This is a genomic window from Serratia sp. 3ACOL1 (genome assembly GCF_003668775.1).
GTDB lineage: Bacteria > Pseudomonadota > Gammaproteobacteria > Enterobacterales > Enterobacteriaceae > Chania > Chania fonticola.
Window position 1 is genome coordinate 3,160,973 of record NZ_CP033055.1, and the last position, 12,754, is coordinate 3,173,726.

At 56.0% G+C, this 12,754-nt stretch carries 10 protein-coding genes and 1 rRNA gene; 9 read left to right on the plus strand and 2 right to left on the minus strand.

Annotated features, from left to right (window positions below; translation table 11 throughout):
- The first annotated feature begins 15 nt into the window (after positions 1 to 15).
- The 4 genes from D9980_RS14270 to D9980_RS14285 all read left to right on the plus strand — a co-directional run bounded on the left by D9980_RS14270 (position 16) and on the right by D9980_RS14285 (position 4,871).
- Positions 16 to 1,467, plus strand: coding sequence for an efflux transporter outer membrane subunit (locus D9980_RS14270; RefSeq protein WP_121607647.1), 1,452 nt, complete (start codon positions 16 to 18; stop codon positions 1,465 to 1,467).
- Between the two features lie 21 nt (positions 1,468 to 1,488).
- Complete coding sequence (emrA, locus tag D9980_RS14275; RefSeq protein WP_121607648.1) at positions 1,489 to 2,661, plus strand: multidrug efflux MFS transporter periplasmic adaptor subunit EmrA; 1,173 nt, start codon at positions 1,489 to 1,491, stop codon at positions 2,659 to 2,661.
- Between the two features lie 56 nt (positions 2,662 to 2,717).
- A complete protein-coding gene (emrB, locus tag D9980_RS14280; protein WP_235166970.1) occupies positions 2,718 to 4,214 on the plus strand; it encodes a multidrug efflux MFS transporter permease subunit EmrB in 1,497 nt (498 codons plus the stop codon).
- Between the two features lie 219 nt (positions 4,215 to 4,433).
- Positions 4,434 to 4,871: a hypothetical protein gene (locus D9980_RS14285; protein ID WP_121607649.1), complete on the plus strand. Its 438-nt coding sequence runs from the start codon at positions 4,434 to 4,436 to the stop codon at positions 4,869 to 4,871.
- 99 nt (positions 4,872 to 4,970) lie between these two features.
- Here the strand turns inward: D9980_RS14285 and D9980_RS14290 are convergent, their stop codons facing one another.
- Positions 4,971 to 6,062 (minus strand): tRNA/rRNA methyltransferase, encoded by a 1,092-nt coding sequence (locus D9980_RS14290; RefSeq protein ID WP_121607650.1) that lies wholly within the window; start codon positions 6,060 to 6,062, stop codon positions 4,971 to 4,973.
- 196 nt (positions 6,063 to 6,258) lie between these two features.
- On the opposite strand from D9980_RS14290, the gene trxC reads away from it, so the two are divergent.
- The 5 genes from trxC (at position 6,259) to D9980_RS14320 (ending at position 12,285) form a co-directional block, all read left to right on the plus strand.
- On the plus strand, positions 6,259 to 6,678 hold the full coding sequence (trxC, locus tag D9980_RS14295; protein WP_024484851.1) for a thioredoxin TrxC: 420 nt from the start codon (positions 6,259 to 6,261) through the stop codon (positions 6,676 to 6,678).
- Between the two features lie 116 nt (positions 6,679 to 6,794).
- Positions 6,795 to 7,499: a tRNA-uridine aminocarboxypropyltransferase gene (locus D9980_RS14300; protein WP_024484852.1), complete on the plus strand. Its 705-nt coding sequence runs from the start codon at positions 6,795 to 6,797 to the stop codon at positions 7,497 to 7,499.
- A gap of 55 nt (positions 7,500 to 7,554) precedes the next feature.
- Positions 7,555 to 10,206 carry a bifunctional acetate--CoA ligase family protein/GNAT family N-acetyltransferase gene (locus D9980_RS14305; protein WP_121607651.1) on the plus strand — a complete coding sequence of 884 codons (2,652 nt, stop codon included), beginning with the start codon at positions 7,555 to 7,557 and terminating at the stop codon, positions 10,204 to 10,206.
- Between the two features lie 153 nt (positions 10,207 to 10,359).
- The gene (gene pssA / locus D9980_RS14310) at positions 10,360 to 11,715 is read left to right on the plus strand and encodes a CDP-diacylglycerol--serine O-phosphatidyltransferase (RefSeq protein WP_024484854.1); all 1,356 of its coding nucleotides are present in this window, start codon (positions 10,360 to 10,362) and stop codon (positions 11,713 to 11,715) included.
- Between the two features lie 237 nt (positions 11,716 to 11,952).
- Positions 11,953 to 12,285 (plus strand): YfiM family lipoprotein, encoded by a 333-nt coding sequence (locus D9980_RS14320; protein ID WP_121607652.1) that lies wholly within the window; start codon positions 11,953 to 11,955, stop codon positions 12,283 to 12,285.
- A gap of 344 nt (positions 12,286 to 12,629) precedes the next feature.
- Here the strand turns inward: D9980_RS14320 and rrf are convergent.
- A 5S ribosomal RNA gene (gene rrf, locus D9980_RS14325) occupies positions 12,630 to 12,745 on the minus strand.
- Positions 12,746 to 12,754 lie beyond the last annotated feature (9 nt).

Genomic DNA, 12,754 nt, shown 5'->3' on the forward strand with positions numbered 1-12,754 from the left:
TCAGGTAATCAATTTATGCGATCCCCGTTAAACTGGAGATTCACCCCGCTGTTCGCCGTTCTGTTGCTGGCGGGGTGCGCATCTACCGATAATATTGCCCCGCAATCCAAGATGATGGATCCGCAGCAGCTACAGCTTGACCAGCCAAAAGTCAGCTCGCTTGCCATCAGCCCGCAATGGTGGCGCACGCTTAACGATCCCCAGCTTGATAGCCTGATGACCCAGACGTTGCAAAACTCGCCTTCGCTGCAACAGGCGGGCGCTCGCGTGCGTGAAGCCCAAAGCGTGGCGGGGGAAGCCAGTGCCGCTAACGGCCCTAACCTGGATCTGAATGCCAGCATCAACCGTCAGCGTCTGGCGCAAAACACCAACCTGGGCTTTGGCTATCTGCCCAACCCGGTGTATGAGTCCACCAACTCGCTGGGTTTGAATCTGGCTTATGAGTTTGACTGGTGGGGCAAATATCGCAATCAGGTCAATGCGGCAAAAGCGCAGATCGATGCCGCTCGTGCCGAGCAGGCACAGGCCGCTCTGACGCTAACCAGTTCGGTAGCCTCTGCTTATTACCAGTTACAGGCGAATTACGCGCTTGAGAATGTGCTGCAACAAGAGGTGGATAACAATCAACGCCTGGCAGACCTGCGCCAAAAACAATATAAAGCCGGGATCTACGGCGTGGAAATCCCGCAACAGACCCAGGCTCAAGCCGACAGTGCCAAGCAGCAGATCATCCAGCTGCAGTCACAGATTGAACAACTGAAACACCAGTTGGCCGCCCTGGCCGGTCTTGGCCCGAATGCGATGCAGTCTCTGCATCCGGTGGCCATGCCAAGCGAAGAACAGTTAGCCCCCAAAGGCGAACTCACCGCGGATTTGCTGGGCAAACGCCCGGATATCGTGGCACAGCGCCAACTGGTGGAGTCCTATAACCAACGGGTCAGTGCGGCACGCAAAGAGTTCTACCCTAGCCTGTCGATCTCGGCCTTTGCTGGCTTGACCACCACCAACGTCGGCGGTACCAGCCCGAATCTGTTTGAAGCCGCCAGCCAGGCGTGGGGCGTGGTTCCAGCCATTTCCCTGCCTATCTTCCATGCCGGTGCGCTACGCAGCAAGCTGGGTGAAGAGTCCGCACTCTACGATCAGGCGGTAGGTTCCTATAACCAAACGCTCGTCAATGCGTTACAGGAAACGGCCGACGCCATCACCATTCAACAGAGCAGTAGCAAGCAGCTGCTGCAGGCAACCTCTGCCTCCCAATCCATGCAGGATGTGTACCGGGTCGCCAACGCCAAATACCAGGCAGGGATTATTGGGCGTGATGAACTGTTGACCAGCCTGTTGCAGCTATTACAGCAGCAACAGGCACAACTGAATGCCAGCAGCAACTTGATGCAGGCGAAGATAGCATTGGTACGCGCGTTGGGGGGTGGCTACCAGGCCCCGGCGGCAGCGGAACCTAAAGCATAATTTTAGAGCGTGGAGAAGACCATGAGTGCAAGCGCGGAAACTCAAACCCCGCAGCAACCGGCTGGCAAAAAACGACAGCGTAAATTCTGGCTGCTGCTGTTGACGTTTATTTTTGTGATTATTGGGGTGGCCTATTTAGTCTATTGGTTCCTGGTGCTGCGTCATCACCAAGAAACCGACGATGCTTACGTGGCCGGCAATCAGGTGCAGATCATGGCCCAGGTTTCCGGTAGCGTGAACAGCGTTACCTTCGATAACACCGACTTTGTCCGCAAAGGCGATGTGCTGCTAACGCTGGATCCTACCGACGCCGAACAGGCGTTTGAGCGGGCCAAAACCGCGCTGGCCAACAGCGTGCGCCAAACGCATCAGTTGGTGATCAACGGTAAGCAGTATCAGGCTAACATTGCGCTGCGCAAATCCGAGCTGAGCAAGGTGGAAAACGATCTCAAGCGTCGTATCGTGCTGGGCAACGCCGATGCCATTGGCCGCGAAGAGCTGCAACATGCGCGTGACGCGGTAGACAATGCCAAAGCGGCACTGGAAGTCGCGGTGCAACAATACAATGCCAATCAGGCGATGGTGCTGAATACCCCGTTGGATAAACAGCCCGCCGTGCTGCAAGCCGCCGCACAGATGCGCGACGCCTGGATGGCGCTGCAGCGTACCCGTATCGTCAGCCCAATCACCGGCTTCGTTTCACGCCGTAGCGTGCAGGTGGGGGCACAGATCTCCCCTGGGACGCCTCTGATGGCCATAGTGGCACCAGACCATGTCTGGGTGGATGCCAACTTTAAAGAAACGCAGATCGCCAACATGCGTATCGGCCAAGAGGCCACCGTGGTGAGTGACCTGTACGGTAGCGACGTGGTGTTCAAGGGTAAGGTCGTGGGTATCGATATGGGTACCGGCAGCGCGTTCTCATTGCTGCCTGCACAGAACGCTACCGGCAACTGGATCAAAGTGGTGCAGCGTTTACCCGTGCGTATCGAACTGGATGCGCAACAGGTTGCTGAGCATCCTCTGCGTATCGGTCTTTCTACGCTGGTCAAAGTCGACACCACCAATCTGGACGGCCTGGTGCTCTCCGATACGGTACGACAAAAACCGCTGTTTGAAACCAGCGCGCTGACGCTGGATCTGGCGCCGGTGAATCAGATGATCGCCGATGTGATCCATGCAAACGCCGGTTAAGCGAGCGGGAGGCTACCTTGGCACAGAAACCGCTTGAAGGTGCCCAGCTCGCCTGGATGACGGTCGCGCTCGCCATGGCGACCTTTATGCAGGTGCTGGACTCCACCATTGCCAACGTGGCGATACCGACCATTTCGGGTAACCTCGGGTCTTCCAACTCGCAGGGCACCTGGGTGATCACCTCGTTTGGGGTGGCCAACGCCATCTCCATTCCGATCACCGGCTGGTTGGCGAAACGCGTGGGTGAAGTTCGCCTGTTCCTGTGGTCCACGGCGCTGTTCGCCCTGGCCTCCTGGCTGTGCGGTATCTCCAACAGTCTGGGCATGCTGATCTTCTTCCGCGTGATCCAGGGCATCGTCGCCGGGCCGCTGATCCCGTTGTCGCAGAGCTTGTTGCTGAATAACTATCCCCCCGCCAAACGATCGATGGCCCTGGCGCTATGGTCGATGACCGTGATCGTCGCGCCGATTTTCGGGCCGATCCTGGGCGGTTATATCAGCGATAACTATCACTGGGGCTGGATCTTCTTCATCAACATCCCGATTGGGCTGTTCGTGATCCTGATTGCAATGTCGACGCTGAAAGGCCGGGAGACCAAAACCGAGATCAAACCTATCGATACCGTCGGGCTGGTGCTGCTGGTGGTTGGCATCGGTGCGCTGCAGATCATGCTCGATCAGGGCAAGGAGCTGGACTGGTTCAACTCGACCGAGATCATTGTCCTGACCGTCGTGGCCGTGGTGGCGTTGGTGTTCCTGGTGGTGTGGGAGCTGACGGACGATCACCCGGTGGTGGATTTGTCGCTGTTCAAATCGCGCAACTTTACCATCGGCTGTCTGTGTATCAGCCTGGCCTACATGCTGTATTTCGGGGCGATCGTGCTGTTGCCACAGTTGCTACAGGAGGTATATGGCTACACCGCCACCTGGGCCGGCTTGGCGTCTGCGCCGATCGGGTTGCTGCCGGTGATCTTGTCACCGATTATCGGCCGCTTCGGTAACCGTCTGGATATGCGCCGTTTGGTCACCTTCAGCTTCATCATGTATGCCGTGTGCTTCTACTGGCGCGCCTACACGTTTGAACCGGGGATGGATTTTGGCGCTTCCGCCTGGCCACAGTTCTTCCAGGGCTTTGCCATCGCCTGCTTCTTTATGCCGCTGACGACCATTACCCTGTCCGGGTTGCCGCCGGAGCGCATAGCGGCAGCATCGAGCCTGTCGAACTTTACCCGTACCTTGGCGGGTTCTATCGGCACCTCGATCACCACCACCTTGTGGACCAGCAGAGAGGCGATGCACCACTCGCACCTGACCGAGTTTGTGAATCCGTTCAACCCTCAGTCGCAGGAGATGTACAGCAAGCTGGAGCAGCTAGGCATGAGCAAGCAGCAGGCTTCGGCGTATATCGCCAACGAGATCACCGCGCAGGGGCTGATCATCTCGGCCAACGAGATATTCTGGCTTTCGGCGGGGGTGTTCCTGATATTGCTGGCGCTGGTCTGGTTCGCCAAACCACCGTTCAGTTCCGGGGGCGGTGGGGGCGGAGCCCACTGATCGAGTCACGTCCATAAACTCCAATGGAAGTGGCTAAAGAGCTTCTGTGATATGGGGCGGTTCAAAGATGGACCGCCTCATAGAATTGAATGATGCTTTCCCCATCGACCTATTTTTGTGGATTTTGGGTACATAAAAGACAACAATAATGCCGCAGTGCCAGAATGGATATTAGTTGAATTTATAAACTTTTCTAACAGGGAATCTCTGGGCTAAAGCATGATAAAAAAAACGCTGATTGCAGCATTAAGCCTTGGTATGGTGGGTTGTGCTGCCATGAAAATACCTGCCTACGCAGAAGTCAAAACCAGTCCGTATTATGATGAATGCCGCGAGTTCGCCGTCGATGTGTATAACAATGATGGGTACAGCAAGCTCGTCAATGACACGATACTGCGCATGAACGAGCAAAAAGCTCAGGCCATTGTGACTGGATGTGTGGTCGCTATGGGAAAAAACAGTCTTGAAGAGGCCAAATTTGATATGAAACAAAAGGCCGTAACTTTTGGGATAATCAATGCTGCTTGCGACAGCGCTTCGTGCCGGGCTGATACGGATCAACAGCTGAAAGCTTTTACCCTTGGCAGCTTTTATGCGACACAAAAGAAATTTTCCGACAACATAAAAGTTGAGAAAACTGGGAAAGCTGATTTTTAAGGGCTAGAGTTGCAGACATATTTAGTCACATAGATCAAAACCCTGACCTTACGGCCAGGGCTTTGTCTGCAATCGAACGAGCTTTTATTGCGTAACAGATTACGCCTGATTCTGACGCCACCAGTCGGCCAACAGAATACCGGTAGCTACCGAGACGTTCAGGCTTTCTACTTTGCCGGTCCCGCCGATAGACACGCTCATATCACCCTGTTGCCAAGCGCTGTCACTCAGGCCATCACGTTCCTGGCCCAATACCAGCACCATCTTGGTTGGCAGTTTAGCCTGCGCCAACGGCGTGCCTTTATGGCTGGAGGTGGTGACGATGGTGTAACCCGCTTTGCGGAACGTATCCAGCACGGAGAGGAAATCATCGGCATTGATTGCCTTGATGTGTTCCGCCCCGCCTTCAGCCGTACGCACCGCGGCACCAGACTCCAGCACCGCTGGATCCTGAAGCAATACGCCGTTCACGCCAAAGTGAGCACAAGAACGAACGATCGCACCCAGGTTGTGTGGGTTGCCCACTTCTTCCAGTGCCAGCACGCAATCTTTGGCCGGTGCATTCTGCAGGTAAGCCTGCGCATCCAGACCTTGACGCTTTTTAATCAGGAAGCACACGCCGCCGTGATGTTCGGTACCGGACGCTTTGGCCAGTTCCTCTTCATCCACCACATGGTAAGCCTTGCGGTTAGCCGCCATCCAACGCAGTGCCTCACGGAAACGTGGGGTTACGGATTGCACAAACCAGGCACGGACGATGGCATCTGGACGGCTGGCGAACAGGGCTTTACAGGCGTTCTCGCCGTAAACACGGGTTTCTTCCGCACGTTGGCGGCGCAGCTGCTCGGGATCGATAAAGCTTTTGCCACTGATGCCACCATGATCGAACGCCGGTTCTTCTTGCGGAGGACGGGACACGGTTTTCCACGGTGATTCATAACCACCGCTGTCTTCGGTGCGCGCCGGACGGCGAGGACGATCGCTTTCACTGCTGCTGCGACGGGGATCGGTACCCCGACGGTCGCCACCGCGCGCCTTATCCTGACCGGCACGGCCAGAGCGTGCATTGTCAGCCGGGCGGCCTTTGCCGTCAGGTCGTTTATTCTTGTTACGGTTGTCGCCGCTATCGTCGTCACTACGGACGAACATCACTTTAACCTTACCGTTCTTGCCACTAAATGAATCGTTCATTGTCTTCTCCACCAACGCGCAGGGCGCGAAGATTACCTGATGTTGGTGCGCTAAGCCACCAACTTGCGCTAAAAGCTAGCATCTATCAAATTCATCGAACAAATCACTTGGTCGAATGCCACGCTTTTACCGATAATAAGCAACATTAAGGATACATATACGCGGCTAACATGCTGCGTCAGCCCCAGAGGTAACCATGAATACAGTTTGTGCAGCTTGTAATGCCACCAACCGCGTGCCGGAAGAACGTCTGGCGGACGGCGCTAAATGTGGCCGCTGCGGCCATGAATTGTTCGACGGTGAAGTGATTAACGCCACCGCCGCCACGCTGGACCAGCTCCTGCAAGACGACTTGCCGATCGTGGTCGATTTTTGGGCCCCGTGGTGTGGCCCGTGCCGCAGCTTCGCGCCGATCTTTGAAGACGTGGCACAGGAGCGTGCTGGCAAGGTGCGTTTCGTGAAGGTCAACACCGAAGCCGAACCCGAGTTGAGCGCCCGCTTCCGCATTCGCAGCATCCCTACCATCATGGTGTTCCGTGAAGGCAAGATGGTCGATATGCTCAACGGCGCGATGCCGAAAGCGCCGTTCGATAACTGGCTTGACGAGCTAGTTTAACGCAAAAGCGCTTACTATGCCGCCAGTTGTTGTCGGCATAACATCGCCTAGATAGCCCGTGCGCCTCTCCCGCCGGGCTTTTTTCTGCGCTACAATGGCGGTTTTTCAGGATAGCTATGACTGACAACGCCGTACTTCGTCTGCGCCAAGATCGTTTAGACCGCGCCACACGCCCGTTTCTGGCCAGAGGTAGCCGCGCCGTACGCTGTCAGGGTTGTTTGCTGCCGCAGCAAAACTGCCTGTGTGCCACCATCAAACCGCAGCAGGCCAACAGCCGCTTTTGCCTGATCATGTTCGGCGCAGAGCCGTTAAAGCCCAGCAATACCGGCCGCCTGATCGCCGATATCCTGCCTGATACCCAGGCGTTTACCTGGTCACGCACCGAAATCGATCCGGGCCTGCTGGCAGCCATCAACGATCCCACTCGTCAGCCCTACGTGGTATTCCCAGCCTCTTATGCCGATGCGGATCGCCCGGTGGTTAGCAGCCTGCCCGCAGGTGGCAAGCCGCCTTTATTTATCATGCTTGACGGTACCTGGTCGGAAGCGCGCAAAATGTTCCGTAAAAGCCCCTATCTGAATCAGTTCCCGGTCTTTTCACTGAACGTGTTGGCCTCATCGGACTATTTGCTACGTGTTGCCAGCCGCCCCGAACAGCACTGTACGGCAGAAGTCGCTGCCGCCCTGCTGCAACAGGCGGGGGATGAACAGGCCGCGACCGGGCTGAGCCAACATTTCAATTACTTCCGTGAACAGTATCTGGCCGGGAAACCTCACCGCCCAGAGGCACCGGTCACAGCAAATCTGCCACAAAGCGCCTAGAATCAGACGATAATTTGCCTCTTTCAGGCAAACCGATCAGGAGCAGGAGCCGCACATGAGCCAGAGAGGGTTAGAAGCGCTATTACGTCCCAAATCGATTGCCGTGCTCGGCGCTTCGCAACAGCCTGGCCGGGCTGGCTACCTGATGATGCGCAATCTGCTAGCTGGCGGGTTTACCGGCCCGATACTGCCGGTCACACCACGCTACAAGGCAGTCTGCGGCGTAATGGCCTATCCCGACGTGGCCAGCCTGCCGTTAACTCCCGACTTGGCCGTGCTGTGTACCAACGCCCAGCGTAACCTGGCACTGATCGAAGCCTTGGGTGAACGCGGCTGCAAAACCGCCATCGTACTTTCCTCCCCCGTGGAACAATTCGCCGAGCTGAAGGCCACCGCACAACGTTACTCAATGCGTCTGCTGGGGCCAAATAGCCTGGGCTTGCTGGCACCTTGGCAAGGTATCAACGCCAGCTTTTCGCCGGTCCCCATTCAGAAAGGCAAGCTGGCGTTTATCTCCCAGTCTGCCGCCGTGGCGAACACCATTCTGGACTGGGCGCAACAACGGGAAGTTGGCTTCTCCTACTTCATCGCGTTAGGAGATAGCCTGGATATCGACGTCGACGATTTGCTCGACTTCCTGGCCCGCGACAGCAAAACCAGCGCTATTCTGTTGTATCTGGAAAACATTAACGACGCGCGGCGTTTCCTTTCCGCCTCCCGCAGTGCCTCACGCAATAAACCGATCCTGGTGATCAAAAGTGGCCGGAGCCAACAGGCACAGCAGCTACTCAACAGCCAGCAGGGATTAGACGCCGCCTACGATGCCGCCATCCAACGCGCCGGTTTGCTGCGCGTGCAGGATACTCACGAGCTGTTTTCCGCCGTGGAAACCTTAAGCCATATGCACCCGCTGCGCGGTGAGCGGCTAATGATAATCAGCAATGGCGCGGCCCCCGCAGCCATGGCGCTGGACCAATTGATCTCCCGCAACGGTAAGCTGGCAACGTTGACAGATGAGACTCAGGAGAAGCTGAGCGCTGCCCTGCCGGAGTTTATCCGGCCAGGAAACCCTATCGATCTGCGTGATGATGCAACCCCCAAGCGCTATCTGGCCGCGCTGCAACCGCTGCTCGACAGCCACGACTATGACGCCCTGCTGCTGATCCATGCCCCTAGCGCCGCCTCTCCGGGTACTGAGACCGCCGAACGGCTGATCGAGGCCATCCGCCAGCACCCCCGTGGGAAACGCATTACGCTGTTAACCAACTGGTGTGGTGAATACTCCTCTCAGGAGGCCCGGCGCCTGTTTACCGAGGCCGGGATCCCAACCTATCGCACACCAGAAGGCGCGGTCACCGCGTTTATGCATATGGTGGAATACCGCCGTAACCAGAAGCAGCTGAAGGAAACTCCGGCGCTACCGATTGGGCTTACGGCCAATACCGCTGCCGCGCACCAGTTAATCCATCAGGCATTGACCGAAGGGGCCAGCCAGTTGGATACCCATGAAGTCCAGCCGATTCTGCAGGCGTACGGCCTCAGCACCCTGCCAACCTGGATTGCCAGTGACAGCGCCGAAGCGGTGCACATTGCCGAACAGATTGGCTACCCGGTGGCGTTGAAACTGCGCTCTCCGGATATCTCGCATAAATCCGAAGTTCAGGGGGTCATGCTTTATTTACGTACCGCCACCGAGGTGCAACGTGCAGCGGAAGCGATCCTCGATCGGGTGAAGCGTACTTATCCGCAGGCGCGCATCCACGGTCTGTTAGTGCAAAGCATGGCCAACCGTGCCGGAGCACAAGAATTGCGGATTGCCGTTGAACAGGACGCGACCTTCGGCCCGCTGATAATGCTCGGCGAAGGCGGCATCGAATGGCGCAAGGAAAACCAGGTCGCCGTTGCCCTGCCGCCGCTGAATATGGCGCTGGCGCGTTATCTGGTGTTGCAGGCAGTGAAAGGAGGCAAAATCCGTGGGCGCAGTGCACTGCGGCCGCTTGATATCCCCGGCTTAAGCCGCCTGTTGGTGCAGGTTTCCAACCTGATCCTCGACTGCCCGGAGATCTCACGCCTCGATATTCATCCGGTATTAGCCTCCGGCAGCGAATTTACCCTGCTGGACGTTTCCATGCAGTTAACGCCTTTCAGTGGCGATCCACAGGCGCGGTTGGCGATCCGCCCTTATCCCCATGAACTGGAAGAAACCATTGAATTAAAAGACGGTTCACAATGCCTGTTCCGCCCGATCCTGCCGGAGGATGAACCGGCGCTGAAGCACTTTATCGACCGCGTCACCAAGGAAGATCTCTATTACCGCTACTTTAGTGAGATCAACGAGTTTAGCCACGACGATTTGGCTAACATGACCCAAATCGACTACGATCGAGAAATGGCTTTCGTCGCGGTACGCGATGGCGAAGAGATCATCGGCGTGACGCGTGCCCTGTCAGATCCGGACAACACCGATGCCGAGTTCGCCGTACTGGTACGTTCCGATCTGAAAGGCCTGGGTCTGGGCCGACAGCTCTTGATGAAAATGATTGGCTATGCGCGAGCGCAGGGCCTGACCCGCCTGACAGGCATTACCATGCCGAATAACCGCGGAATGGTCACGCTGGCACAAAAACTGGGGTTCAAGGTCGATGTGCAAATTGACGAGGGGATTGTCAATTTAACCCTGCCGCTACAGGATGGGGCGACGCCGTGACCGCTGTCGCAATGTAATACGAATCCACTAGTTAACGCCAAAACATACGCACAATCGAGACAACTAGTGGTATTATCGCCCGATTGTTCGAAGCATTTTATTCATGGAAGTGGCGTTCCGGCCATCCAAATATGAGAGAAGAAGCGCACTGTGATGTTGTCAAAATTTAAACGTAGCAAACATCAACAACACCTTGCACAACTGCCCAAACTCCCCCAGACGGTTGCTGATGTCCGTACCCTTTATACGCCGGCAGATTTCCGTGCAACGCTGCTGGAATCGATCGCTAACGCAACAACCCGTATTTATCTGGTAGCGCTCTATCTGGAGCATGACGATGCGGGCCGCGATATCCTCAATGCGCTCTATCAAGCCAAGCAGCAGCGCCCTGAGTTGGAGATCTGCGTGTTGGTTGACTGGCATCGCGCTCAACGTGGGCGTATCGGTGCGGCAGCGGCCAATACCAATGCCGACTGGTACTGCGCTATGGCAGCACAGCACCCGCAGGTTTCGGTGCCGATTTACGGCGTTCCGGTCAATACTCGCGAAGCGCTGGGCGTACTGCATTTGAAGGGCTTTGTCGTTGACGATACGGTGTTCTACAGTGGTGCCAGCATTAATGATGTCTATCTGCATCAGCATGAGAAGTATCGTTACGATCGCTATCAGTTGATCACCAATAATCTGTTGGCGGTGACCCTGTGCGATTACATCAAACAGCATCTGTTAACCGCCGGTGCCGTGCAGCGCCTTGATCGTGATGACAGACCCAAAAGCCTCGAGATCAAAAACGAAATCCGCCTGTTCCGTTTTGCCCTACGCCGTGCCGCCTATCAATTTCAGGGGAATGCCAGTAATGATGAGCTGGCCGTCACCCCATTAGTCGGCCTGGGTAAACAGAGCATTCTGAACAAAACGATCCACCACCTGATGTCCTGCACCGATCAGAAACTGACGCTGTGCACGCCTTACTTCAACCTGCCAGCCTTGCTGGTGCGCAATATCATTTATCTGCTGCGCCAAGGGAAACAGGTAGAGATCATCGTGGGTGACAAGACGGCCAATGACTTCTACATCCCTGAAGATCAGCCGTTCAAGATTATCGGTGCGTTGCCTTATCTTTACGAAATCAACCTGCGCCGCTTCCTGAGCCGCCTGCAACGCTATGTTGATACCGGGCAGCTGATTGTGCGCCTGTGGAAAGACGGCGATAACAGCTATCACCTGAAAGGGATGTGGGTCGATGACGAGTGGCAGTTGATCACCGGTAACAACCTCAACCCGCGCGCCTGGCGGCTGGATCTGGAGAACGCCATTCTGTTCCACGATCCCAAGCACGAAATGCAGGAACAGCGGCATAAAGAGTTGGAAACGATCCGCACCCATACCACGGTCGTGGGGCACTATCTCGAATTGCAAAGCATTCAGGAATATCCGGTCAAGGTGCGCAAGCTGATCCGTCGTCTGCGTCGGATCCGTATCGATCGCTTGATTAGCCGTATATTGTAATTTCATGTCACAGATACCCTATGAATTTCAAGTTGGCCGCTCTTGCGCATCCATGCGCTCGTGGCATTCGTACATCCCTGTACAGCACAGCTAGGCGACAAGTGCGTGTATCCCCAGGAGCTTACTTTAGTAAGTGACTGGGGTTCACGCACGCAGGTAACAACGCTGCAGCTTGAAAGGCGACGGGTATGGCAATGCCGGGCTTTTTTGTACATTTTGAGACAGGATGTTTTCACTATGCGCCCACTCCGCCCGCTTCTCCTCCTTCCGGTACTGTTGTTCTCCTGTGGCTGTACCCACATGTCCAATGATAGCTGGACCGGCAAAGACAAGGCTCAACACTTTGTCGCTTCCGCTGCATTTGCGGCCGCAGGCGCGGCCTATGGCGATCACCAGAACTGGAATGAAGCACGTAGCCGCAGTTTTGGCCTGCTATTTTCGATAGGCTTGGGCGCGGCGAAAGAGCTGTATGACAGCCGGGAAGGCGGTACGGGCTGGAGCTGGAAGGATTTTGCCTGGGATGTGGCAGGGGCTGCGACAGGATACAGTATTTATCATCTGGCCCGTTGAGGGTCAGTTAATTTAAGCCAGATCGAGTAATGACCCCTCACCCTAACCCTCTCCCACAGGGAGAGGGAACCGATCGAGTCCGCTGATATTCCTCAGAAATACCCATCTTTCTGCTTACTCATCACTGCCGAAACGGCATGGGCTAATCAAAGGTTCCAACTTTCCGAAGCCACACAGGCTCACCCACGATGCCGGACAGCTCCCTCTCCCCTACACAAGTGTTCAGGATGTTCTCGGTGGGTACTCTGGGAGAGGGCTGGGGTGAGGGGTTTTCACTGTTATTTCCTGTTTTCTGCGTATAGCAAAAAGGCCATCCTTGCGGATGGCCTCTTGGCTTAATTGATGCCTGGCAGTGTCCTACTCTCGCATGGGGAGACCCCACACTACCATCGGCGCTACGGCGTTTCACTTCTGAGTTCGGCATGGGGTCAGGTGGGACCACCGCGCTATTGCCGCCAGGCAAATTCTG